Source organism: Bradyrhizobium sp. UFLA05-125 (genome assembly GCF_059803515.1).
In genome coordinates, this window is record NZ_JBANBJ010000102.1 from 1 (window position 1) to 24594 (window position 24594).

The 24594-nt window shown below is 60.0% G+C and carries 25 protein-coding genes and 3 pseudogenes; 4 read left to right on the forward strand and 24 right to left on the reverse strand.

Going from position 1 to position 24594, the window contains the following annotated elements; genetic code table 11:
- Nucleotides 1-672: 672 nt before the first annotated feature.
- A complete protein-coding gene (locus SO156_RS42165) occupies nt 673-1092 on the forward strand; it encodes a hypothetical protein (protein ID WP_498538938.1) in 420 nt (139 codons plus the stop codon).
- A gap of 531 nt (nt 1093-1623) precedes the next feature.
- Here the strand turns inward: SO156_RS42165 and SO156_RS42170 are convergent.
- From SO156_RS42170 to SO156_RS42195, 6 genes are all read right to left on the reverse strand, one after another.
- A complete protein-coding gene (locus SO156_RS42170; RefSeq protein WP_498538939.1) occupies nt 1624-1893 on the reverse strand; it encodes a hypothetical protein in 270 nt (89 codons plus the stop codon).
- A 273-nt stretch (nt 1894-2166) separates the two neighbouring features.
- Nucleotides 2167-2967, reverse strand: a complete 801-nt coding sequence (locus SO156_RS42175) for a hypothetical protein (protein ID WP_498538940.1) — start codon at nt 2965-2967, stop codon at nt 2167-2169.
- 20 nt (nt 2968-2987) lie between these two features.
- On the reverse strand, nt 2988-3827 hold the full coding sequence (locus tag SO156_RS42180) for a S1/P1 nuclease (RefSeq protein WP_498538941.1): 840 nt from the start codon (nt 3825-3827) through the stop codon (nt 2988-2990).
- Nucleotides 3828-3994: 167 nt separating this feature from the next.
- Nucleotides 3995-4774, reverse strand: a complete 780-nt coding sequence (locus SO156_RS42185; protein ID WP_498538942.1) for a ferredoxin--NADP reductase — start codon at nt 4772-4774, stop codon at nt 3995-3997.
- A 359-nt stretch (nt 4775-5133) separates the two neighbouring features.
- Complete coding sequence (locus SO156_RS42190) at nt 5134-5802, reverse strand: hypothetical protein (protein WP_498538943.1); 669 nt, start codon at nt 5800-5802, stop codon at nt 5134-5136.
- Nucleotides 5803-5874: 72 nt separating this feature from the next.
- Nucleotides 5875-6393: a hypothetical protein gene (locus SO156_RS42195; protein WP_498538944.1), complete on the reverse strand. Its 519-nt coding sequence runs from the start codon at nt 6391-6393 to the stop codon at nt 5875-5877.
- A 734-nt stretch (nt 6394-7127) separates the two neighbouring features.
- On the opposite strand from SO156_RS42195, the gene SO156_RS42200 reads away from it, so the two are divergent.
- On the forward strand, nt 7128-7349 hold the full coding sequence (locus SO156_RS42200) for a hypothetical protein (RefSeq protein ID WP_498538945.1): 222 nt from the start codon (nt 7128-7130) through the stop codon (nt 7347-7349).
- A gap of 50 nt (nt 7350-7399) precedes the next feature.
- Here the strand turns inward: SO156_RS42200 and SO156_RS42205 are convergent, their stop codons facing one another.
- Entirely contained in the window at nt 7400-7771 is a 372-nt protein-coding gene (locus SO156_RS42205) for a hypothetical protein (RefSeq protein ID WP_498538946.1), read from the reverse strand.
- A 178-nt stretch (nt 7772-7949) separates the two neighbouring features.
- On the opposite strand from SO156_RS42205, the gene SO156_RS42210 reads away from it, so the two are divergent.
- Nucleotides 7950-9197 (forward strand): Fic family protein, encoded by a 1248-nt coding sequence (locus SO156_RS42210; RefSeq protein WP_498538947.1) that lies wholly within the window; start codon nt 7950-7952, stop codon nt 9195-9197.
- A complete protein-coding gene (locus SO156_RS42215; RefSeq protein WP_498538948.1) occupies nt 9190-9714 on the forward strand; it encodes a hypothetical protein in 525 nt (174 codons plus the stop codon). Before SO156_RS42210 ends, SO156_RS42215 begins: the two co-directional genes overlap by 8 nt.
- A gap of 60 nt (nt 9715-9774) precedes the next feature.
- On the opposite strand, the gene SO156_RS42220 is transcribed toward SO156_RS42215, so the two are convergent.
- The 17 genes and pseudogenes from SO156_RS42220 to SO156_RS42300 all read right to left on the reverse strand — a co-directional run bounded on the left by SO156_RS42220 (nt 9775) and on the right by SO156_RS42300 (nt 24307).
- Nucleotides 9775-10005 carry a DUF3551 domain-containing protein gene (locus SO156_RS42220; RefSeq protein WP_498538961.1) on the reverse strand — a complete coding sequence of 77 codons (231 nt, stop codon included), beginning with the start codon at nt 10003-10005 and terminating at the stop codon, nt 9775-9777.
- A 751-nt stretch (nt 10006-10756) separates the two neighbouring features.
- On the reverse strand, nt 10757-11797 hold the full coding sequence (hypE, locus tag SO156_RS42225) for a hydrogenase expression/formation protein HypE (RefSeq protein ID WP_498538949.1): 1041 nt from the start codon (nt 11795-11797) through the stop codon (nt 10757-10759).
- The gene (gene hypD, locus SO156_RS42230) at nt 11794-12936 is read right to left on the reverse strand and encodes a hydrogenase formation protein HypD (protein ID WP_498538950.1); all 1143 of its coding nucleotides are present in this window, start codon (nt 12934-12936) and stop codon (nt 11794-11796) included. Before hypD ends, hypE begins: the two co-directional genes overlap by 4 nt.
- Nucleotides 12933-13169, reverse strand: coding sequence for a HypC/HybG/HupF family hydrogenase formation chaperone (locus SO156_RS42235; protein WP_498538951.1), 237 nt, complete (start codon nt 13167-13169; stop codon nt 12933-12935). The genes hypD and SO156_RS42235 overlap by 4 nt, the downstream gene beginning before the upstream one ends.
- On the reverse strand, nt 13169-15424 hold the full coding sequence (gene hypF / locus SO156_RS42240) for a carbamoyltransferase HypF (RefSeq protein WP_498538952.1): 2256 nt from the start codon (nt 15422-15424) through the stop codon (nt 13169-13171). The genes SO156_RS42235 and hypF overlap by 1 nt, the downstream gene beginning before the upstream one ends.
- Nucleotides 15421-16311 (reverse strand): hydrogenase nickel incorporation protein HypB, encoded by an 891-nt coding sequence (gene hypB, locus SO156_RS42245; RefSeq protein ID WP_498538953.1) that lies wholly within the window; start codon nt 16309-16311, stop codon nt 15421-15423. Before hypB ends, hypF begins: the two co-directional genes overlap by 4 nt.
- Nucleotides 16311-16652 (reverse strand): hydrogenase maturation nickel metallochaperone HypA, encoded by a 342-nt coding sequence (gene hypA, locus SO156_RS42250; RefSeq protein ID WP_498538954.1) that lies wholly within the window; start codon nt 16650-16652, stop codon nt 16311-16313. Before hypA ends, hypB begins: the two co-directional genes overlap by 1 nt.
- On the reverse strand, nt 16645-17724 hold the full coding sequence (locus tag SO156_RS42255; RefSeq protein WP_498538955.1) for a hypothetical protein: 1080 nt from the start codon (nt 17722-17724) through the stop codon (nt 16645-16647). The genes hypA and SO156_RS42255 overlap by 8 nt, the downstream gene beginning before the upstream one ends.
- A 52-nt stretch (nt 17725-17776) precedes the next feature.
- Nucleotides 17777-18043, reverse strand: a complete 267-nt coding sequence (gene hybE, locus SO156_RS42260) for a [NiFe]-hydrogenase assembly chaperone HybE (RefSeq protein ID WP_498538956.1) — start codon at nt 18041-18043, stop codon at nt 17777-17779.
- A 185-nt stretch (nt 18044-18228) separates the two neighbouring features.
- Nucleotides 18229-18378, reverse strand: a pseudogene (locus SO156_RS42265) (rubredoxin); the annotation flags it as partial.
- Nucleotides 18375-19226, reverse strand: a complete 852-nt coding sequence (locus SO156_RS42270) for a hydrogenase expression/formation protein (RefSeq protein WP_498538957.1) — start codon at nt 19224-19226, stop codon at nt 18375-18377. The pseudogene SO156_RS42265 and the gene SO156_RS42270, both read right to left, overlap by 4 nt.
- Nucleotides 19223-19555, reverse strand: coding sequence for a thioredoxin domain-containing protein (locus tag SO156_RS42275; protein WP_498538958.1), 333 nt, complete (start codon nt 19553-19555; stop codon nt 19223-19225). The genes SO156_RS42270 and SO156_RS42275 overlap by 4 nt, the downstream gene beginning before the upstream one ends.
- A 184-nt stretch (nt 19556-19739) precedes the next feature.
- A pseudogene (locus SO156_RS42280) lies at nt 19740-20027 on the reverse strand (HypC/HybG/HupF family hydrogenase formation chaperone); the annotation flags it as partial.
- Between the two features lie 30 nt (nt 20028-20057).
- Nucleotides 20058-20606, reverse strand: coding sequence for a HyaD/HybD family hydrogenase maturation endopeptidase (locus tag SO156_RS42285; protein WP_498538962.1), 549 nt, complete (start codon nt 20604-20606; stop codon nt 20058-20060).
- Nucleotides 20607-20657: 51 nt separating this feature from the next.
- Nucleotides 20658-21387 (reverse strand): annotated as a pseudogene (gene cybH / locus SO156_RS42290) (Ni/Fe-hydrogenase, b-type cytochrome subunit); the annotation flags it as partial.
- A gap of 16 nt (nt 21388-21403) precedes the next feature.
- A complete protein-coding gene (locus SO156_RS42295) occupies nt 21404-23194 on the reverse strand; it encodes a nickel-dependent hydrogenase large subunit (protein ID WP_498538959.1) in 1791 nt (596 codons plus the stop codon).
- 21 nt (nt 23195-23215) lie between these two features.
- Entirely contained in the window at nt 23216-24307 is a 1092-nt protein-coding gene (locus SO156_RS42300; RefSeq protein ID WP_498538960.1) for a hydrogenase small subunit, read from the reverse strand.
- Between the last annotated feature and the right edge of the window lie 287 nt (nt 24308-24594).

A 24594-nucleotide genomic window follows, 5' to 3' on the forward strand; every position in this document is an offset into this window, starting at 1 on the left:
TAGTGCCGTAGCCGCAAAGCCGGGCTCCGACGCGGCCCGCCTTCTTGAGGTCCGGCGTGATAGTCTCGACTTGGACCACATGGAGCTTGCCGGGACGGGCCTTCACCTTCACGTCCTTGTCGTCGGACACGATCAGACTCACTTTCGGCTTTTTGGCCGGTGCGCGCGCCATGGATACCTCCCGTATTTTATGGACAACCTATGGTGGCACATAAAAAACGATCGTCAAGTCCTGTCTCGCGCGTCTACGGTCCAGCTCCCGCGAACGGCGCGCGTTGGGTGCGGGAGCGGCGGACCGAAGGATGGGCAATGAGCCAGCAGGATCTGAACAGACTCGATCGCGCAGCCGCGGGCCTGGCCGACCGGCTACGCACACTGCGCCTCGGGTCGCTCAAGGTGGCGTCGACCCTCGCTCCGGAGGAGCACTACAACGGAGGATGGTCCACCGAAGTCGCGAAATGGTCGGGGCACGGAGAGACGATCGCGGTCTCCTTGGATCGATATTCCCGCGCGCGGAAGCGGTCGTTTTGGGCGGGATTCTGGTCGCGAGAACTCGCACCTATCCGGCGGCTGCTCGTTGGCCTGCCGCTCGAGTTGCGACCGCGACTCCGGATGCTGACGAGGAAGGACGCAATTCCGCTGACGGATCGTAGCGGAAAGTAGATCTGGGTCTTGGCGCAGCCGTTGTCGGACGCGCACTTCGGCCAGCCGATCGCCGAGGACTACGGAAGCGAGTTCAGGTACTTTGGGGTGTACGACCGGTCGCACGAACTCGACCTGGATCGAACGCTCGGGTTCGTGGAAAGCGTAATCATCGCGCAGGAAACTAGCGCCGACGATGAGACCACCGACATCAGGCACATCGAGCGTCGGACGGACCTCGATGGGACAGAGAAGGAGACGCTCATCCAGGCCCGCCGTGGGCAAGGCAGGTTCCGCAAGCAGCTCGAAGGATTATGGGGGTGCTGTCCCATCTCCGGCCACGACCGACGGGAATTCCTCCGGGCATCGCACATCCTGCCATGGCGGTCCGCCGACGACGCGCAGCGTCTGGACCGCTACAACGGCGCATCCTGCTGTCGGCCAACCTAGTGCGCTGTTTGACAAGCACCTGATTTCGTTTGCGGTGGACGGCAGGCTTATAGTCTCAAACGAGTTGAGTGTGGAAGAAGTTCGCGAGCTCGGTCTGACAAAGCCGGTTTCCGTCGATTTTTCGGAGGCGCGCAAGGCTTATCTGAGAGATCACCGATCCCGCTTCGAGAAGAAGAGCGCTCGTCGGCGACAGAACCGAAGCGAAGACGGGTGACGGGAAGCCAATGGCGCGAGCTCGGCAACAGGCGGTCGAGGCGGACGTCCCCGCGTCGTCAACGAAGACGCCCCCTGTCGGCGGCTCCGGCCGGGACCCGCAGTTGGAGTGGACCACCCGCCGTCAAATTGCTAATGAACGCGGCGTGACCCTATCTATCGGAGCGTAGAGGCGACCGTCTCCGCCGATCTGAACCGGTCCGTCGCTGCGGCGTGCTCTCGCATCGAGGCGCTGCCAGCGCGCGCTCTCCGGATGACATCCTCATTAACCCCTACGAACCGGATCGAGTTCGGGATCGTTTGGTCGAACGTCCGAGCCTAACCGATCGGAAATGGCAGCACGCCAAGCGGCCCGACGGGTACGCCCAGATAAGTGACGGAGCCCTCGCCGTCCGCCCCGAGGAATGCTCCCTCCAGAGACCTGTTTCCGCATCCGCTCGGTCCCACGACCGAGACGAATTCACCAGGCCGCACATTCAGGGATACGCTCCCAAGCGCGATGAGGCTACCGGATCGGCTGACGAACGACTTCGACCCCCCGTCGACCTTGATCGACAGGCCGGTTGCCGTCCTGGCGGGAGAACTCATCGCGCGATCGTCTCCGAAAGATACGAGCCGCACACCACTTGGGCCCGAGCGAACGCTTGAAGCGACTGATTGCATGTAACGATCTCGCGTGGGTGTTTCGGCGCGCTGAAGGATCTGGCAGGCAAGACCGCTCGAGCAGGCGCGCGCCGTCGGGCTGCCGCTTACGTTCAATGCACCGCAAGCGTAAGGCCACCGAAGCAACCGTCTTCGAGAGGAGATCGCATTGGCGGCGGCTTGCTTTGTGATGGAAATTCCCCCCTAAAACAGCTTATATCAATTCGTATTGCAGGCTCTGGCGTTTCCATCGGTAACCGGAAGCTCAAAAAGGCCCGGCGCTACAGGCTTCCCATCAAAGAACACAGCCATCTGCTTTGCAAAACCGGCAGTGCTGTCAGATGCGCGCCGTTTCGCATTGATGATTTTGACGATGTTCCACTCGTCGTGCGATCCGTAGCTAAAGCTGACGGAGGCACGTAAGCCGTAGTAATTGCGAAAGGAGTGCTTATCGACCTTTGCCGCGAGGTCAGGTTTTGACTTGACGAGATTGTCGTAGGCCGTGTCGAGTTTCTCGAGATCGGCGTGACCATCAAGACCGAAGTGACGCGCAAAGTCAGATGGCCCGGCAAAATACACAAAGTCGAACGCGCCGAGACCTTCAGGTTCCTCGCCTTCGAGAATCTGGGTCCACATCCACATGTAGTCAGCGCCGTTGGCGTCCATAGGGAGCGAAAACTGTGGTGCGGCCGGGTTGAGTATCCATACGTCGCGCGGCCCCCACTGCTGCTCGATGCGTTCCTTGGCCTCTTCTGCTACGAGCGCATTGATTGCCGAAACTCCGCCTGCAATCCCGCTAATCGGAACGCTGAGATAGCCAATCGCCTTACCTTGTGTCCGTTGCCCGCTGATCAAGTTCCGTATCTCGCTAACGTGCTGTCTGATCGTGTCGTTTAGATAGTCGTGCGTGCAGTAGCAGATGCCATTTGTCGAGCAGGATGTGGTGTTTCCCGGGGCTGCTGATGCACCCGCGAGCGGAAGCGACAATGCCATTGCGGCCAATAGCGTGAGCGCCTTCATAGCGATAACCCGATACTCTGTTACTGGCAGGCTGCCGAGGACAGCGTCTCCTTGAGCAGCTGCGCAAGCCGTATCCCGGCAAGGGCGAGTTGGCGGTCAACGATCGGCGATGCTTTGGAAAAATACTGAACGCCTAAAACGCCGTCATCAGGAATGTCATAAGCAACTTCGTGTGCAAGCCTGTGCGCATCGACCGCCCAATCGGCCGGCGAGCCCCCCTTCAACTCGGCCAAGTCACGCCCCGGAAACCAGGTCGTTTCAAGCCGAACGACATAGGCGCCCCAATTGTAAACGGTGCGCATAATCAGACCGGTATCCCAAAGCGCATGCAGGTTCGTGGTCTGTCCGAAGAATGTCACCGGGACAAGATTGCCGCCTTGATCGTCTTTTCCTGTGTAGGCATCCCACCGATCCGATGCGTGCAGAGGCTGGTGAACATCGCCAATGAAATGAACAATGAACTTCAAAGCCTGGAGCCGTTCGGGTGCAGGTTTCGAGCAATCAGCAAGGACAGATCGGAAGCGCGCAATCGCCGCGATGACACAGTTGCCGTTTTTGCAATCAGCATCCGGATCGAAAGTTGTTCGATCATCCGGTATGTCCACGAAATGCCATCCTGCCGTATCCTTATGGTCGGCACGGTAGTCGTCAGCCCAACTGGCGATGGAAGCGAGCGTTACGTGGGGGTGATCAAGAGCAGGGGCTTCCAAGGCAAGCAGGGGCGCGATTTTGTCGAGCGTGGCCGTATCGAGCCGCCGCTGCGCGATCTCAGCGACGATTGCATGGCCTTCCTGTCCCCAGGACCAAGCCTGCGACACCGACATAATGACCACGAGCCACGCGAGCCAGATAGCTCTCATAGCTTTTCCCCACAGCCTGCCATTCGGTCTACCATAAGTCGGGAGCTGCCATGATTGCAACTATGTCCAGTCGAGAGACCGACAATTTTATTGACGGGTAGCACCGGTAAGGTCCTTGGTCGCGTTGCATCGGGTTCGGATCAGCCATGGTCGCTTGCCAACGCAGCTCAAAATAAGGGGTCGACAAACGACCTTTCAAACACAAAATGTGAGGGCTCTCGTGGAGAGCCTTCGACAAAGCCCCTCGCCATCAAGAGCTCTCGGGCATCGCGGACCAGGGCGGGGCTGCCACAGATCATGGCGCGGTCATGCTGCGGCTCGAGTTTCGGCAGCTCGATTTCCGTAAACAGCTTGCCTGACGCGATCAGGTCGGTGATCCGGCCGCGGTTGTGGAAGCGGTCGCGCGTCACGGTCGGATAATAGATCAGTTGATAGCGAACGAAGTCGCCGACCAGCCCGTCGCTTGGCAACGTTTCCGTGATCATGTCGCCATAGGCGAGCTCGGCGACGCGGCGGCAGCCATGAAGCAGCACCACATTCTCGAATCGCAGATAGGTTTGGGGATCCTTGATGACACTCAGAAACGGCGCAAGACCGGCGCCGGTCCCGATCAGATAGAGATTGCGCCCGTCCTTAAGATTATCAATGACCAGCGAGCCAGTCGTCTTGCGGCTAACAATGATCTGGTCACCCTGCTTAAGCTGCTGCAGACGCGAGGTTAAGGGATTGTCCAGCACCTTGATCGCGACGAATTCCAGCCGGTCTTCGTAATGAGCGCTGGCGATGCCGTAGGCCCGCAGCAGAGGTTTTTCATCAACCTCGAGCCCGATCATGGTGAATTCACCGCTGCAGAAGCGAAACGATGGATTCCGTGTGCTGGTGAAGCTGAAGAGATTGTCAGTCCAGTGATGGACGTTCAGAATGCTTTCCTGGTTGAAATTGCTCATCTCACCGCTCCCGCGAAGCTTGGAGCGCGATGCGGACCCGCAGCCGCTCTAGCGGAAAATTTGCACTGGTTTTCCAAATAGATGTTCAGTGTTCAAGTTCGGACCGGGACTTTTGGAAGGATGCCGGCTCAGCTCTGGCTTACATCGGCTCTCAATGCGAAGCGGCACTCCTGCCCGTCAAGCTCATGCTAGGCTAAACATGCTGACGGTGAATCGCATGTGATGGGCGCAATCATGCTTAAATTCTGCATTTCGTCGGCCTTCTGCGATGGATTTCACCGCACGCATCCTTCTCTGCTGCCGACCAGCAGTTCGGATATCAGTTTAGACACGAATATTTTAGGAAGCTTTTTCCCGCCTCATTTCTCACAAGCGGAGACCTCCTGTCGCTCCGCACCAAATTGGCCATGCCGCCAAAGACATACCGCCATCCACACGCAACCGATGGCCACCAGTGATCCATCTGCAATGCGCAGGGGCTGCGCGCCGAAGAATTGCGGAATGTACAGCGACATCCCGATGGCGAAGGGAACGCCACTTGCCTTCGGATAGCGACAGGAACGCCAAAGCGCCGTGGCAGTCGCGATTGCGGATGCGGCAAGAAGAAGTAGACCGGCGAGGAACATGATAAGGCCTGGGCCGGAGCGGATGATCTCGACCAGGCTGAGCAGTGAATCGGAGTGCCTCCGCAGCGCTTCCTGCCCCAGCGCGTGAAGACCATAGGTTTCGGCCCCGTAGAATGGCAGTGTAAAGCCTGTGCCAATCACGATCAGGACAAGGGCGACAAAGAACAGGCGCTCGGACTGTATCCCCAGTAAAGAGCGTTGCATTCCGAGCAGCCCAAGTGGGAGCAGCGCGAACGCCACAATGGCAATCATGTGCGACGCCAGCCATGCCTCAGACCCGAAGGCAGCGGCACCTAGCAGCGATCTTTCGTCCGAGAACGGGCGAACTGCCGGGTAGACTGCGAACAGAATTCCGGAGGCCACGAGCGCGACAGTGCCGATACGAATATGGTTGGCAAACATCGAACCTCCGGAAGCGATGATACAAACATGACCGCGCCGCGCATCAGCTACGGCTCAGGAATAACGATCTGATCAATGAGGCTGGGTGCCAGGCTCGGAAATCAGCGGAGCGCCCCCGATTGAAACTGGCCCTTCCGGTCTAGAAGGCTGGATGGCTCTCGCGGCCGGCTTCGAAACAGTACGGGCTGGCGGCGGATGAGGAGCTGCCGACGGAGGCGCAACGACGGGCGGATTCTGCAAAGACTCGATGTTCGAGGTCAGTGCAGCGATTTGATCCGAGATCTGTTTTAGACCCTCTTGCTGCGCACTCATGTTACGCTTGAGCTCGGTGATCTCCTCGCTTATCTCCTGTTGCCCCGATCTAATCTCTGAAAGAACCGCCTTGTCCTCGGGTGACAAGCCTTGCATTGGCAGGTTTTCCGGCGCGACTGACGAGCCGAGAAGCTTGTCTATACCGACCCCGAAATAGACTCCTCCCGCGCACAGCCCGAAAATAACGGCGAGGAGTCCAACAACCCACGGCAAGCGACTTGCCGGCTTATGCAAGACGGGCGGCAACTCAGAGCTGTTTGTGGGATCGGTCAATTTCATCTTCCTAGGCACGTCATAACGATTCGTTGCCTTTCGCGACGCGATAACAGATGACGGTCAAGAACTCCAGGAGGCGCAACCAGAGCACTCGGGAATTCTTGTGCATCGAGATCAAGGAGCGCGCAGCTACACATGTGATCATTCGAGCTGTAGATGCTTTCGGGCGCCAGAACTAGCTCAGCGCACAAATACTGCGTGCTCCACGCAAAACCGCACGATGCGAACGCAGTTGCTGCTCTAACTTTTCCCACGATGGAGAGGACCGTGTTGGCGGGCAATATGTGAGGTTACGCGGAATAGTCCCTCTTGCGCATGCTTGGCGGAAAGGGCGTTGACATGGTCTGTTAGGTAGACGTCATTGTCGGCCGTTGTCGCGATGATATAGCCCTTGAGATTGGATCGAATTTCTTGGCCTTCCCGATTTCAGCGATCGTGGGTTTGGTCGGCGGACAGTCGCGCTTTCCCTTGCTCTGTACGCCGGAGTCAGCACCGTTTTCCTTTTCCGTAGATGTCGACACTGTTTCGTCTCTGTACCGTGCTGCCGTAGCGCACGAGCTGGCCGGCAGCCCCAAAAATTACGTGCATTCGTCAGATCGCCGCGAGCGGCGGCGGACCTTGCGGCTCGCAGTAAGATGGTTCGCCGGAGGCCCGATGACGGGCTGCGCCCTTGGCGTCGATGATCTCGACCGCAACTGCGCTAATTCATCCTTTTTGCTTAGCTCAGGGAAGACGGAATGTTGAAGGGCTCCCTCATAGCGGTGCGCGACGTCACGTTCGATTGCCTCAGCGAGGTCCTCATCAAGAATACTGGATTTGGGCTGGCCCGCATGATCCGCGCCTGCCGGAATGACGATATTCGAGTTTTTCAGTTCTTCGACAACGCGCTCGGCAATCTCGCCCGGTATTGTGCGCTTCAGTTACCGAAGCGTGATAATATCAAAATGCTTTTCTTTTAATTCAGGAAAATCATCAATACGGCGCGTGAGCTCACGCGCGCCAAAAGCAGTTACGCGAAAAGCCCTTCTGCGGCATGTCTCTCGGAAATCGCATTGACGTGGTCCGTGACAGCGACGTCGTTATCCGCGGTGGTCGCAATAATGTAGGTCTTGAGGGCGGGGCGGAATTTCTTGGCTTCCTCGATCTCGGCATTAATTTCCGCAATCGTCAGGTTGGTCGGCGGCCAAATGCGTTTTCCTTTGCATTGAACGCCGCAGTCGGCGCCATTTTGCTTTCCGTATATGTCGAAGCCCTTTTGCCTCTGGCCGCTTCGCGCGTAACGGACGAGTTCTGGGTCGTTCCAAATCCGCGAAAAGAGATCGGCGCAGATCTCTTCGAATTTGTCCCAACTGGCCGGCGGATGAAGTTGTTCGTCAGACATGGACCGATTGTTTCGACTCACTATCTGGGGTTAGCGTAGACCTAAAGAACATTTTGAGAACAATTTCAATGTATTGGCGAAGATCGTTGCTCTTCAACCTGCCGAGAAGAGGACATTTATGAGGACTTTTGACCGCTCAATTTCTTAGGTGAAATTTTCATATGTATCTGATATACTTATGTTTATGACCAAAAAGCTAGAGGACAAAAAAGAGGACATTTCAGCGGCACTTGATCGCGACGAGCCGGTTTTTTCCATGGAACCGCTCCTTATTAGGGAGGATTCCCGCCACCGGGGCGAGTTGACCGATTTAGCAGTTGACCTCGTCGGCAAGTCGGCCGGTTTCAAGAGGAGCTTACCGCAAAGCCTCCTGGGGTCCTTGGCCGATCTCGTCCGAGCTATGAACTGCTATTACAGCAACCTCATCGAGGGGCACGACACACACCCGGTCGACATCGAACGGGCCTTGAAAAACGACTATAGCGCCGATCCCAAAAAGCGCGATCTTCAGCTTGAGGCCACGGCGCACATCGCGGTGCAACGCTGGATCGACGAAGGTCACCTCCGCGGTCGCGTTGTAACGATAGACGGTATCCGGGATATCCACCGTCGCTTCTGCGAGCACCTTCCCGACGCGATGTTATGGATCGAGGAGCCCGACACAAAAGAACGAATTCGTGTTGTGCCCGGCGAACTACGGCTTCGCGACGTCAAAGTGGGACGTCATATCGGTGTCAGCCCCGGCGCCGTTCCACGCTTTCTTGCTTATTTCGAGAAAGCTTACAGCCGTGTTGGAAAGGCCGACGCCATTTTAGCTGCCGCAGCCGCGCATCATCGTCTTTTGTGGATTCACCCCTTTCTCGATGGCAATGGCCGAGTGACGCGGCTGATGTCGCACGCAATGCTGTTGGAAGCGCTCGATACCGGGGCTGTTTGGTCAGTGGCTCGCGGGCTTGCTCGAAGCGACGGCGCGTATCGGCAGCATCTTACCCAATGCGACCTTCCGCGGCGGAATGACCTGGACGGCCGTGGCAACCTCAGTGAGGAAGCGCTCGCATCGTTCACGCGTTTCTTTCTTGAGACTTGCATTGACCAAGTCAACTTCATGGAATCGCTGATGCAGCCAGATCGGCTGCGCACACGCATATTGCTATGGGCGGAGGAGGAAACGCGCCTTAGCAAACTCCCCCCCAAAGCGAGCGCGGTGGTTGAAGCAATTCTCTATCGAGGCGAGCTTCCGCGCGGCGACGTTGCTAGTCTTCTCGATCTCACGCCGCGTCACGCTCGACGCATCGTATCGGAACTCCTCAGCCGAGGCGTCCTTACCTCAAGGGGCCCGCGCGAACCATTGCTGCTGGCTTTCCCTGCCACCCTCGCCTCGCGATGGATGCCGGGACTATTTCCGGAGCACACGACTAATGACTGAAAACGGCTTGAGCTCGTCTACGGACACAGAGGCGCGCAAAGCGGCTCTGGAGATGGTTGCTACGCTCGCTTACGTCAAGAGGATCGCCGCAGATCGCCTACTAAGACCCGCGAGAATCCCCGACAATCTCATCAAGTGCTTTCTGAAAGGCAAAGATGCGACAACGGGCGGAGCGCTCTCAAAGCGCCAAGCGGCGTCGCTGATCTTGGACGAACTTGCGCAGACCGGCCAAGATGGTGCCGTCATTCGCTGTCTGTTGAAGATCGCGGCTGATTGGACGGCGTTCGAGCTTGCCCAAGATGAGGACAAAGCCTGCGCCGTGGTTCAAAAGGCGCGGGAACTGGTCGATACGCTTGCCGAAGCTGATGCGCGTGAGAAGGCGGATCGCGATGCAAAGGCGACGGCAGTGGCTGCGCGCCAGCGCTGCGCAAATCACATGCGCGATCGGATGCAGATGAATCAATGCCTCGATCAGGAAGGTCTAGGACACCTGATGCAGTCGGCTCTGCCGCTTTGATCGACAAGGTTTCAGTGCGCATCGTAGGATTCGCTTTAATTCTCTAGCCTTGCGAATCCATCAGCGTGATTGTGATCTGTGCCGCTCGAAAGCATAGACCGGATTAATTCCGCAATAAGCGTCTGTACCGGACGCGCTGGCCATGCATTGGCCATAGCTCGAGAACTGGCAATTGCCCGGATATCCCCAGCTGCGCCCTTGCAGGCAATAAACGTCTTGTCGAGCGGCGGGCATGTATCCCGAACGATCACGCGGAGCGGCGATCGAACGCGACCCAGAGCCAACGAGCATGGGGACTGTGAGGATAACAACTAACAAGAGAAAGTAGCGCATGGGACCCTCTTGTCTAACTTAACTTTGGCGAAGCTAACGGATCCGACTTGAGTTTTCTTGATCTCAGTCAATCCTTAGCTACCGTTTGCCGGCCCCAACCTGAAGCCGCATGGCGCAAACGCTACTGTGACTTCAAATGAAGGCAAAGGCGAGCAGGCTCGAGCAGAGCAACGCAAGGCCCGTCGCGGTCAGCGCCAGCAGGCTACCGGAAATAAGGTCGTGATTGTTCATTTATTAGCCCTCAATTGCACAGCAAGAGGGAAAGCGGTGCCGTGGTTTGCCCGGTCGACCGCATGATAATCAATGATTATTCGAATCCGGCGCAATAATCCTGCTGTTGTCGGCAGGAGGTGCAGTTTTTCGGCGCGATCTGCAGTCGGTTTGCCGTTTTACGACGAGACCAGCGAGAATCAAGTTGAGAACTTTGCAGGAGCTGGCCAATCAAACACCTGGCCCTTCCGTGCCGATATTGTTCAGGCCCTATTCAACGCAGGATGCTATAAGCATCACAATTTCGATGCAGCTTCCGGAATGACTTCTTCGAATGGGCAGGCTCTTACTTTTCATTATGGCATTTGCAATCATGTTGGCGGCACCGGGCCGCCACCAAGATCCTTTCGTGCCCCGCGCGACCGAATCCATGCCACCGGTCAACGTGCCCTAGCCGGATCTGTGTGACCGCAGCGTTCCGAACTTGCATGCCTGAGCCTCAGCAGATGCGCGGCAGTTGCTCGCCCGATAGCCAGTCGACGATGCTGCCGCCGCCAAAGCTGGTCGCCATCTGCACGAAATGGTGGTCATCGGCAATTGCCTCGCCGATGTCGGCGGCATCGGAGCCGAGGGGATGCGCCCGCATGGCAGCGAGCACGGCATTGGCGACCTCGGGGGACACGATCGCAACCAGCTTGCCTTCATTGGCGACATGGAGCGGATCGAGCCCCAAAAGCTCACAAGCAGCGGTCACGCCCGGCTTCACCGGAATTGCCTCTTCCTGCAAGCGAAATCCGAGGTCGGATTGCTGGGCGATCTCGTTCAGGCTGGCAGCAAGCCCGCCGCGCGTCGGGTCGCGCATCAGGCGGATGCCGTGACCTCCGGCCTCAAGCATCTTCAGGACGAGGTCGGCCAACGCCGCTGAATCCGACACGATCTCGGTTTCAAAGGCGAGGTTCCGCCGCTTGGACATGATGGCAACGCCATGATCGCCGAGCGTACCCGAGATCAGCACGCGGTCTCCGACGCGCGCGTTCTGCGCGGAGAGATCGAGCCCGTCAGGCACCACGCCGACGCCAGCTGTCGAGATGAACAGGCCGTCCGCCTTGCCGCGCTCGACTACCTTGGTGTCGCCCGTGATGATGTGGACGCCGGCCGATCGCGCTGCTTTTCCCATGGACTCGGCGATCATCTTGAGGTCGGAGAAACAAAACCCCTCCTCGATGATGAAGCTCGCGGCCAGGTAAAGCGGCCGTGCCCCGGCCATTGCGATGTCGTTGACCGTGCCGTGCACGGCCAGCGAACCGATATTTCCGCCCGGAAAGAACAGTGGCGAAACGACGTAGCCATCGGTCGTCATCACCATGCGCCCGGCCCTGACGTCGAAGGCCGACTGATCATTGCCGCGTGCCAGCCATTCATTGCCGAAGGCCTCGTGGAACAGTCCCGAAATCAGCTGTGCCATCGCACGGCCGCCGGCGCCGTGAGATAGGTCGATGCAGCCGTTCCTGATATCGAGCTTGCGCTGATGTTTTCTCATGACGCTCGTCTCTGCCGATGATCGCGGAAGCGACCGTAGGTCCAATGCGCAGAGCAGGTGCCTTCGGAGGAGACCATGCAGGATCCCATCGGCGTGTCCGGCGTGCAGACCGTCCCGAAAAGCTTGCAATCCACCGGCTTCTTTACCCCGCGCAGGATGGCGCCGCATTCACAGGCCGGATTGTCGGCAACGCACAGCTCGCGCATGTCGAAGCGTACCACCGCATCGTATACGTCGTACGCGCGGTTCAGCTTCAGCCCGCTGTAGGGAACTTGACCGAGCCCGCGCCATTCGAACCGGTCTCGCAGTTCGAAAATGTTGGAGATCTCCTCCTTGGCGCGCAGATTGCCGTCGCGGGTCACCGCGCGGCGATACTGGTTTTCCACTTCGTGGCGATGCTCGTTGACTTGCCGGACCAGCATCAGGATGGCCTGCATCATGTCGAGCGGCTCGAAACCGGCGATCACGATCGGCTTGCCGAACTCCTTCGCGAAAAACTCGTAAGGCGCCGTACCGATGATGGTCGAGACGTGGGCCGGCCCGAGGAAACCGTCGATATTGACGCGGCCGATATTGCGGATGTCGGGGCTCTCCAGAATGTTCTGCATCGCCGGCGGCGTCAGCACGTGGTTGCAGAACACGCTGAAGTTCGAAAGCTGCTTTTTTTCGGCCAGACGTATCATGACGGCCGTCGGTGGCGTCGTGGTCTCAAAGCCGATGGCGAAGAACACGAGCTCGCGGGTCGGGTTCTCCTCTGCGATCCGGATCGCATCGATGGTGGAATAGACCACGCGGATATCAGCGCCGCGGGCTTTTGCCTTTAGCAGTGAAGTACCTTGCGAGCCCGGCACACGCATCAGGTCGCCATAAACGCACAAGATGACCTCGGGCCGCTCGGCGAGCCGGATCGCCATGTCGATCCGCCCTGCCGGCAGCACGCAGACCGGGCAGCCGGGGCCGTGGATCATCCGCACATTGCTCGGCAGCGTGTCCTCGAGGCCATAGCGCGAGATCGCATGCGTATGGCCGCCGCAAAATTCCATGAAACGATAGGCTCTTTCCGGAACGGCCTCGGCGCAGATGGCCTTCGCCAGGCCAAGCGCGATCGCCTTGTCGCGAAACTCGTCGACATACTTCATTGCGCGGCCCCCTGCACATCGATGCTGAACTCGCGCAGAAGGTCGAGCGTGCGTCTCGCTTCTTCCGGATCGATCTTGGTCAGAGCGTAGCCGGCGTGGATGATCACGTATTCGCCAATGGCGATATCCTCGATCAGCGCTACGGATATCTCCTTGCTAACGCCGTCGATGGAGACCACGGCCAGGTCGTCAGCAAGAAGCTTCGTGATCTCAGCGGGTATGGCGAGACACATCAGACGCTTCCTTCCAGGCCTTGGTGTTCGAGCAGCGACAGGGCCGCGATCCAAGCCTGCCCGAGGCTCAGGCCGCCATCATTGGGTGGCACCTGGCGTGGAAGCAATGGCTTGAGACCGGCGGCGAGACAGCCGCGCTCGATCTGCTGGGCCAGGATGGCATTAAGGAAGCAGCCGCCACTCAGGGTAACGGTCGTGAGGCCGGTCTGCTGCACCGCACGCGCGATCCAGTCAACACAAGCGGCGGCAAACGTGCCGTGGAAGAGCTCGGCTCCTTCCGTCGGATCGAGCGTATTGGCGCTGAGGTAATCAAGCAGCGGATGCATTGACAGCACGCCATCCTTGATCACCCAGCCACCGTCCGCAATGCGGGAGCTGCGCACGCGCGCCTCCAGCTTCAATGCCGCTTCGCCCTCATAGCTCTGAACGGAGGAGAGACCGAGCAGTCCTGCCGCCGCGTCGAACAGCCGGCCGGCGCTGGTCGTCACGGGCACGTCGGATTGGTCGAGCAATGCGGACAGGCTCCCGGCCTGCGGTCGGCTAACGAACCGGCGCGGAATCACCTCGCCGCGCCCCAGGGAATGCAGCACGCTCGCCGCCATTCGCCACGGCTCGCGGGCAGCGCGGTCGCCACCAGGCATCTTCAGCGGCGCCAGATGTCCGATCCGCTGGACGCGCGCTCCCTCGCAGAGCAGGAGCTCCCCGCCCCAATTGCCGCCATCGCTGCCATAACCGAAGCCGTCGAGCACAAGCGCGAGCGCCGATCCCTCGATACCGTGCTCCGCCATCACCGAGGCAGCATGGGCATGATGATGCTGGACCGCAATCAGCCGGTGCCCGCTCGCTTGGGCAAAGCGGGTCGATGCCATATTGGGATGCAGGTCATGTGCGATGACCACGGGCTCGACGTCCAGTGTCGAGGTCAGGTGCCGCACCGTTTCCTCAAAGAAGCGGATCCCTTGCCGGGTGTCGAGATCGCCGATGTGCTGGGAGACGAATGCCTCATCGCCGCGCGTGACCGCAACGGTCGACTTCAAAGCGCCGCCGACGGCAAGCACGGGCGGCACTGACCGCGCAAGCCGGACCGGTTCGGGAACATACCCCCGAGCCCGGCGGACGAACTGCGTCCGTCCTGCCGCAACCGACGCGACGGAATCGTCTGCGCGGATTACAATGTCGCGATCATGGGTGACGATGAGATCCGCAACAAGGCGCTGTTCTGCCTCCCGGTTGTCGATCAAAAGCGGCTCGCCACCAGGATTGGCGCTGGTCGTCACCATGACCCAGCTTCCGTCTTTGCGCGGATACCTCGAATTCAGCGCATGGAACACCAGATGTTGCAGCGGCGCGACCGGCAGCATGACGCCGATTCGCGATAGCTCCGGCGCGATAGCACGTGCAAGCCGATGGCGTGACGTCATCAGCACGATCGGCCGCGGCGTGGATTCCAGCAGGTCAAGCTCAGCCTTATTGGCTTCGGCGATCTCCGAGACCGCATCCACGAAGCCGACCATGACGGCAAAAGGCTTCTGGTCCCGCTGCTTCCGCCGCCGCAGGCACTGCACGACGTCATCGTCGCGGGCGTCGCAGACGAGCTGATAACCGCCGAGCCCCTTGATCGCGACGATCTTGCCCGCGGCGATCGCGGCTGCGACCTCCTCCACGCCACGGCTGAGCCTCGGACCGCATTGCGGGCAGGCGATCGCCGCGGCATGGAAACGCCGGCTCGTGGGATCGGCATAGTCGCTTGCGCAGGCCGCGCACATGGCGAAACGCTTCATCGCCGTGGTCGAGCGATCATAAGGTAGCCGCTCGGAGATGGTGTAGCGCGGCCCGCAATGGGTGCAATTGATGAAGGGATAAAGGTGGAAGCGGCTGCTCGGATCGAACAGCTCGCTCAGGCACTGCGGACAGGTCGCGGCGTCCGCGACCATCCGCGTCGACACCTTGCCCTGCTCGCTGGCACGGATGCTGAATTCGTCGCTCAAGACAGCACCGATGCTCTGGACGGAAATCTCATCGATCCGCGCGAGCGGCGGCTTGTCCACCGGCAGCGCGGCGACGAAATCAGACACGCGCTCGCCCTCGACCTCGATCACCACGCCGTGCGGATCGTTAGCGACGAAGCCGCCGAGGCGATAGCGTGCGGCGAGGCCGTAGACATATGGACGAAAACCGACGCCCTGCACGGCGCCGCGCACATGCAGGCGCAGTCGCTGTCCGCTCTGAGCCGTGGCCTCACCGTGCACGATCATCCCGCAGTGGCCAAATCGACCGGCGTCATCTTCGCCGCTTGCTTGCAGATCCAGGCATAGAATGCCGCGAACCCTTCACCGGTGCGCGCCGACACCGTCAGCACCTCGAGCCTGGGATTAACCCGCAGCGCGTATTCGATGGTCCTGGCGAGATCAAAATCGAGCACGGGAGCAAGATCAATTTTGTTGATCAGCAACAGGGACGAGACAGCGAACATGTCCGGATATTTGAGCGGCTTGTCTTCACCCTCGGTGGTCGATAACACCACGATCTTGCAGGCCTCGCCGAGATCGAAGGCGGCAGGACAGACGAGGTTGCCGACATTCTCGATAAAAAGGATGCCGGCGTTGAGCCGAGCCAGCCGGTCATAGGCCTCGTCCACCATCGCAGCATCGAGATGGCAACCCTTGCCGGTGTTGACCTGGATAGCCTGTACGCCGGTTGCGCGGATCCGCTCGGCATCGTTCGATGTCTGCTGATCGCCCTCAATTACTCCGATCGGAAAGCTGTCTTTCAGTTCGCAGATTGCGCGAACCAGCAGCGAGGTCTTGCCGGCGCCGGGGCTCGAGACCAGGTTGAACGTGAGCACATTGTCGGCATGGAAGCGTGCACGGTTCTCGTTGGCAAGCCTTTGATTCTTGCTCAGGATATCACGCTCGACCTGTATGATACGATCGCTGCTCGTGCCGGGCGCCTTCTGGCCAACCGGATTTGCGCCGCAATCGGGCAGCCCGACGTCGCCATGCCCATGATCATTGGCCGCACCATGGTGATGATCGAAATCGTGGCCAGGTCCATAAAGTTGATGATGACCACGATCAGGATGGTGATCATGCGCATGCTCGACGACCGACTTTCCATCACCGCAGCCGCAAACCGTACACATTAGTCGACCTCCAGTTCCTTGACGCGCATTTCTTCCCCGCCGGTTACCTGCAATTGATGGCTGCCGCAGGACGGGCACGGCTCATAGCGTTGTCTGATCTCGACGCTCGTCGAGCAGGCCATGCACCAGGCTATTCCGGGCGTCTCGACGATCTCGAGCCTGGCTCCTTGCGCGATGGTCCGCGCGGCGGCGGCTTCGAAGGAGAACGTCATAGCCGTCGGCGCGACATGGCTGAGCGCTCCGATCTCGAGGCACACCACCTTCACCCGGGAGAACGGGCGCTTGCGCGCCTCTTCCTCGACGATGCCGATGATGCCTTCGCACAGCGCCATTTCATGCATGCTCGACCTCGCGGAACCCAAGCTTGAAATCGACGCATGGATCGAACGAGCCGACGAGGGCGCGCACTGCGTCCTGTCCGTGCCGGCCGCCGGCCAGCAGCGAACCTTGCAGACTCTGGACCAGCGGTCCGCGCGCATGGAAATTCCATTCAGTGGGGGCCAGGAATTCGAAACGGGCGATGCAATCCTCGTGATCGAGAACAATGGCGTGGTAAAGTCGGCCGCGAGCGCATTCGACGGCTGCCGCCCCCCTGCCGTTGCCGAGGCGATAGCTCTCGATAACGCCGCTTTCCAGCTCTTGCTCACTGCCCTCAAGCCAGACGCAAAGTCGGGCTATCTCAGAAATCCGCGCCTTCAGGCGCTCGGCGGGGCCGGCGTCTTGCGGCAGACACGCCTCACGCATAACCCGGCGCGCCCATACGCCGGTCTCCGGAATGCGGCCGTGAAGATCGGGAGCCTCGGCGAAGGTCAGGCTGTCCGCCAGCATCCGCATGACGACGTCAAGATCCTCGGCCGCCGACAGGAACGACGGCTTGATGATCGAAAGCGACAGCGAATCGTCTTTGAGGCTCGCAAGATGCGTCGCCAGCGCGCTGCCGGTCGTCGGCGCCAGCTCCTCGCCCGCGATCCCCAATGTGTTGAGCCACGCTCTGATCTGCGACACGGCCTCGCTACGCGGTGGCTCCTCGCTGCGGCCGAGCGCGGTCGTCGCCAGCATCACGGCACGAACGACGGCGGCACTTCTGCTATCCAGTGCGAAGCGGCCGACGAAGAGGCCCCGCAACAGCTCAGTCAGACGCTCGGCAACCACAACGGTGACACGGCGCCGGAGCGTCTCGGCAGATGGTCGTTCGCGATATGCGGCCTCGACCGCCGACAGGAATGCCACCTGATGGGCCGTCGCGCACAGCGAGAACAGCCGTGGCAGCACGCCCGACAGCGATGTGACCGGCTTTCCCGTAAACAGGCGCGCCAAAGGTGGCCGGCTGCGCGGCAGGATCCTGACGTCAGCGATGGTGCGGCCGGCGAGCCAGACCGTGATGTCGATCTCATTGCGGAAGGCCAAACTCATGTGTGCCACTCCGTCAGAGCCCCCCGCAGGAAGTTACGCCGATCGATCGCGTTTATTGCGGGGGAGCTGCGGCGGACCGCCGCTCGCCATCGGGCCGCAGCATCGGCTCGGCCAGGGCGGCTTCCTCCGTCGTCGGTACCGACGCCACGTGGGTGACGGCGAACATCGGCGAGAGCAGCGAGCAGCTCGCGATCCGGTCGACGTCGGCCACCTCGCCGGAGGAGAATTCGATATTGCCCGCAGGAAAGCGGACACGCAGCGTCGAGCCGGCGACCTCCCGCGCAATTTCGCCCGCGGGAACCACGACAAGAGGGCACATGATGCCAAGATCGTGCGGTTCACCAGGCTGAGCCCGATCGGCGCAGTGCTACGCGCGTCTGCCAACCGCTTAACCCGCGCCACCGCGTCGACTTCACTGGTGGCGCTTACTGCGTCAAACATCATGACTCGATCGCCCATGAGCTTGGATTTTTGGGGGCGTCGCGATTTGCGACAGTGCCAGTCCTCCGGCAACGCCGCGAACGGCGTGCCGGGTGTTACCTGCACAAACTCGTTGCCGTGGGCGGGATCACAGGCCGTCCAGCGGATGCCGCATTCCAGCCGCGTGCCGTGGGCAACATCCTTGCGCACGGCAAGATTCTCGAACCCGTTCATTTGAAATAGGCCTCAATTATTTCCTGTAAGCGCGCGGCGGAATCCTGAAAATCCTCGTCGGCGGCAATCGCGACCAGCGGCACGCTGCCCACCTCGAGCGTGTCGACGATGATCGCGTCCATGGCATTAAAGAACTGCACCGACCAGACATTGCGGATTCCGGTCGCAAGCACGCGACAGGTGCCATATCCGCGCGAGACGAGCTGGATCGGCCCGTTCTTGATGGTCTCCTGGAGGAAGCTCATGTCGAACGGGCTCATTGGCAGCACCGTGAAATTGATGACTTGTGAGCGGATGCCGGGGCGCCAGGCCAGCGCGCGCTCGCGGATTTCGGCGAGCACCGGCAGCACGTTCATCGCCCCTTCCGGCGCGTGCCCGATCTCGAAATTCACAGCCGTGAGATCGATAGCCGCGCGTTTGACGATCTCGGGGATGGCGCCGACCTCGAGATATTCGGATGCTTTGTTCGTATCGACCCGCACGCGCCAGATCCCGGCCAACACCGATTCCTGGATTTGCGCCAGCGATCCGTCCGGCAGTACGACGACGCCGGCCACCTCGCCTTCGCCGAGCACATCGGCGATCAGCTTGCGTTCGAGATCGTTGAGATCGCCGAGTCCAAACGGTCGTGTCGGCGCATCGGCCTTTTGGCTGGCGATGGTGGCGGCGACCTTCGACAACAGCTCGACCGCGTTCGGGCAGCCCCTAGCCAGCTCCGCACTATCGAGTGACGCAAGCTTCGCCAAAGCGCCCCCTGCGGTCAGGCGGCCACCCTCCGCCTCGAGCCTCTCCTCGCCGTAGGTCGGCCGCGTCGCTTGGTCAAGCGCTGTGCAGAGGCGCGCCTTCATGGACTGACACCTTGCGACTTACGGTACGGGACGACGGTCTCTACGACTACGGTCACGCTTCCGCGCGATCGGTTCACGGGCGTGGAAATGTGATCGAAATAGATTGATCTTTCCCAGATTTTTGCGATCAGCCCAGATATCTTCTTCCTGGCAAGCAGACGCAGCATCAAATGAGCGCGTACGACAAAATGCTGATCGAGTTCACTGTCGGCCTCTCGCGCGATCACCTCGCCACGCAGCCGCCCCTGAAACTCATTGATCAACTCCGGCAGAGCGACGGCGACGTCGGTCGCCTCCGCAAGGCTTGCGTGGTCGCTCGCTGACGACAACTCAGATATTCTCCTATGCATGCGACGCCACGTTTTCAGATAAAGGAGCCATTGTCATGGACGGTTGAGAGTGGTCTTTCTGGAACGAAGACTTGTCTTCCAACGTCGCGACAGTCTCCATCAGCCCGGTGCGTGTCGTGAGGTTCGTCCCGGAATGCCGAAGATGGTCATTGGTCAGGTTGATCCGGAGGTGCTCGGGCAGGATCGGCTCTCGGCCGATCAGGTCGGCGAAAAAGCGGTCGCAATTCTCACCATTGAGCGCTGCGTCGATGCCTTCAATCGCATCGGCAATTAGGCGCGCCTCTTCATCCTCCAGTAGCCGAATTGCAGTATCGAGACAGACCAGCACCTTGGCATGGGCAGGCGGATTTGAGAGCAAGAGCACCGAGACACGCCGCCGCACGCCGCGAAACTCGCAAAGCGCCGAGATGCCGTCGGTTTCAATGACCGTCATTGGCAAACCAAGACACATCCGCGGTATCTCCGACAGCTCGCTGACCGTTCAGGTCCGCGCTCTCATCTCGTAATGAAGGTGATCGATACCGTTGGCGAGCAACCACTCGGATTCCCGCAACGGTGCGGTGCGCGGCGTCACCTCCGCGCCCCACTCAGTTAGGATGTTGCTGGCAAGTTCGACCGCAGGAGCGATCTGATCGCATACCGTTCGCGTCATGGGTCCACCCCAGTCATCGAGATTGAGCGGCTGGCAGCCGATCAGCACGAGATTTTTCGGGCAACGTCCAAGGAGATCAGTTGCACTGATAACTTCCTGAAAACTGGTATGATGCAGACTCATCTTCCTAGCGCCAGTGAAGCGCGGCACTTCCTCGTCGCGCACGAGCTTTAACTCTCCGGGCTTAAGGCCATAATCGATCGCGTCGAATACGATGAGGCAGTCAGATTCCTGAAGATAGTTTACGAGTTGAAGTCCCTGCGTACCGCCGTCCAGAATGGTGACGTTGTCGGGCACGGCATAGCGGCGATGAAATTCTTCCACGGCTCGCACCCCAAAGCCTTCATCTGCCCAAAGAATGTTACCGATACCGAGCACCAGGACGCGCCTTGGCTGCTGACATGCCGGCCCCGGCCTGCTCGCCCCAGAGTCACGGCGCTGACGTACACCCGAGATCATCGAGAAGATGATGCTCTGGCGCGACATGATGTCTTCGCGAATGACAGCATAGATGTGGACGATCAAGAATATGACCAGCGCCCACATGCCCAGATGGTGCCAAGTATGCACGTCCTGGCTGTTCGGCCAGACCGCGAAGACCCAGCCGAACAGCTTGTGCTGCCAGCTGTCGTTCCCGGCTCCTTCGGGCAAAGCCCGTGACAATCATGAAGGCCGCGAGCAACGTGAAACCCGTGAACATCGCGATCTGCGCCAGGGGATTGTGGCCGACATACATCTTCGGCTCCCGCTCCAGGAAGGCGTACCAGCGGATCTCGTGCAGCACATCCTTCCAGAACTGCTTGCGATGCACCGGAGTGTAGAATATTTGCCGGGAGTGATAGTTGCCGGCGAAGGCCCACAGGATGCGGGCGAGAAAGAATACCGCGAGCACCTGCCCCGCCGCGAAATGCGCAAAGCGGATATAGCCCATCGCGAAGGTTTGGGACGTCTCGCGCGCGATCGTTGGGAGCGGTGCTCCGATCAGATAGCCGGTGACCATCAACACGAGAATCGAAAACGCATTTACCCAATGGCAGATCCGAACCGGCGCTTCGTAGACATAGACGGCCCGGGCGACGGTCTGCTCGCCGGCGGCATCGGTCGCGATCGCAACAAGGTCCCGCTCGGTTTCCGCCGGGCGCGCAACTGCATCCTTCATGGCGTTCCTTTCTCCCTTACCGGGCCTTGACCGTCGCCATTTCGCGGCCATCTGGCGACATCACGTGCGTCGAACAGGCAAGGCACGGATCGAAGGAGTGGATGGTGCGCAGGATCTCTAGCGGCTGCTCCAGATTCGCCATCGGCGTATCCACGAGCGAGGCTTCAAAGGCGCCGATATTGCCCTTGGGATCTCGCGGTGAGCCGTTCCAGGTGGTCGGCACCACGCACTGGTAGTTGTCGATTCTTGTTTCCTTGATCTTGATCCAATGCGCGAGCGCCCCGCGCGGGGCCTCCGTGAAACCAAAACCCTTGGCTTCCTTCGGCCAGCTCTCAGGCTTCCACTTGTCGACATTTGCCGTCGAGGAGTCGCCGGCTTTGATGCGCGCGACTAGCTTGTCCTGGAAGTAGCGCATCTGGCGCGCTGCCCATTCGCATTCCAGCGCGCGTGCCGCGGTGCGGCCGAGCGTGGAGAACAGCGCGGTAACGGGAAGACCAAGTGTCTTGAGCAGCTTCTCGGTCGGATCCTTGAACTCGGGCTTGTTCTGCGCATACCCGACGATGTAGCGGGCGAGCGGCCCGACCTCGACCGCATTGCCGCGCCAACGCGGCGCCTTAATCCAAGAATATTTGCCACCCTCGTCGAGCTCCTTGATGTCGGTCTTGGTGCCCTTGGCGTTACGACCAAGCACATAGTTTGGCTCGGTGACGCCGTCCCAGGGATGCAGCCCCTGGGACTCGTCGGCATATTTGTACCAGGAGTGGGTGACGAACTCCTGAATCTGCTCGGGGTCCGCGTGGTCAATGGGCAGCACGTCATTGAGATTGCCGTTGATGATCACGCCCCGCGGCACCCTGAGGTTCTTCGCGGAATAGTCGTTGGCGTTCTCGGGGATGTCACCATAGGCCATCACACTCGTGCTGGAGAGGCCCCCGCCATAAAGCCAGTCCTTGTAGAATGAGCCGATCGTGAGGATGTCGGGCGAGTAGACCTTTTCGGCGAACTCAATGCAGCGGTCGACGATGGAAGAGACGAGGTTGAGCCGCTCCATGTTGATGGCACCGACCGCGCCGGTGCCGTCGACGTTGATGGCGCAGGGCACGCCGCCGACCAGCCAGTTCGGATGGGGGTTCTTGCCGCCATAGATGGTGTGGATCTTGACAATCTCCCTTTGGAAATCGAGCGCTTCCAAATAATGCGCGACCACCATCAGGTTCGCTTCAGGCGGCAGCTTGTAGGCGGCATGGCCCCAATAACCGTTCTTGAACGGTCCGAGCTGGCCGGACTCGACGAACTTCGTCAGCCGGATCTGGAGATCCTTGAAGTAACCGGGCGAGGACAACGGCCAGGACGAGACCGATTGCGCTAGCGCCGATGTTGCCTTCGGATCGGCCTTGAGCGCCGAGATCACGTCGACCCAGTCGAGTGCATGCAGGTGGTAAAAGTGCACGAGGTGGTCATGCACCTGGAGACAGAGCTGCATGATGTTGCGGATCGAGTTGGCGTTCTCCGGAATAGTGATGCCGAGCGCGTTCTCGACCGTGCGCACCGAGGTTAGCGCATGCGTTCCGGTGCAGACGCCGCAGATCCGCTCGGTAAAGGCCCAGGCGTCGCGCGGATCGCGCCCCTTCAGGATGGTCTCGATGCCGCGCCACATCGTGCCGGTGGAGACCGCGTTGCGGATCACGTTGTCGGAGTCGACATTGACCTCGACTCGCATATGTCCTTCGATCCGGGTCAGCGGATCGACGACGATGCGCTTGCCGGAATCGTCGAGTTTGAACCCGTTGGGTGTCTGGATGCCCATCGCTGCGTTTCGTGAGACCGATTATTGATGTTGGTTTGCGTCGTCGCGCTTGCTGGCGAGCTGTTTCACGGCCGTCACAGCCGCATGCGCCGCGACCGCAGCTCCAACCGCGCCCGCCGCCGCCATGCCGATCTGGTCGGCATTCTTCTCGATGCCGAACTGCTTGATGTTGGTGAGGCGGTCGTAGAACGACCCCTTGTCCCAGAAGCCCTCTTCCGAGCAGCCGATGCAGCCGTGTCCGGACTGGATCGGGAAGGAGATCCCGCCGTTCCAGCGCACCGTCGAGCAGGCGTTGTAGGTGGTCGGTCCCTTGCAGCCTATCTTATAAAGGCAATATCCTTTGCGCGCCGCCTCATCATCCCATTCTTCGACGAACTGGCCTGCGTTAAAATGCGACCTCCGGTAGCACTTGTCGTGGACGCGCTGCGAATAGAACATCTTTGGCCGCCCATGGCGATCGAGCTCCGGCAATTTGCCGAAGGTGGTGATGAAGGTGACGATGCCGGTCATCACCTCCGCAATCGGCGGGCATCCCGGCACCTTGATGACCGGCTTGTTGTTGATGACCCTGTCGATCGGGGTCGCCTGCGTCGGATTAGGCTTGGCCGCTTGCACGCAGCCCCAGGAGGCGCACGTACCCCAGGCAATGATCGCCATTGCGTCCTCGGCCATCATCTTCAGTTTCTCGACAAAAGGCTTGCCGCCGTGGATGCAGAACATGCCGCCCTCATTCAGCGGCGGATTACCTTCGACCGCGAGCACATATCGGCCCCTGTACTTGGCACGGGTATCCTCGAGGATCGCCTCGGCCTGATGTCCGGCCGCGGCCATAATGGTGTCGTCATAATCCAGCGAGATCATCGACAGAATGACATCCTTCACGAGGGGATGGGCAGAGCGGATGAAGCTCTCCGAGCAGCAGGTGCATTCGAGCCCGTGCATCCAGATCACCGGCATTCGTGGCTTTGTTTCGAGCGCAGTTGCAATGCGGCTAGCCGCCAGCGGTCCAAGCCCGAGGCTCGTCGCCGTCAGGGCGCAGAATTTGTGAAAACTTCGACGCGTGATGCCCTGTCGCCTGATCACGCTGTAGAACGTTTCCGCCGCCGCGCCCATGACCCCTCCCGTCTTCTGCTTTGACCTATCGATAGACGCACGGGCAGCAAGAAGCGGGCCAACCCCTCAGTCGCGCGAGCACCATCGTTTCCAATCTGGCGATCACGAGCGCTCTTGGTGATGACTTCACGAACCGGGCCGCCTAGACGACCACCTTCTCTCAGCCTGAAGCGGAGGATTTTTCCAGTCTCCGTTCGGCAGTTCATCGACATACTGGATGATCCGCGAGTACTTGTGCAGTGCTAGACCGCCTTGACGAAGGCCTTCAGCTTCGCGTCATTCGTTGC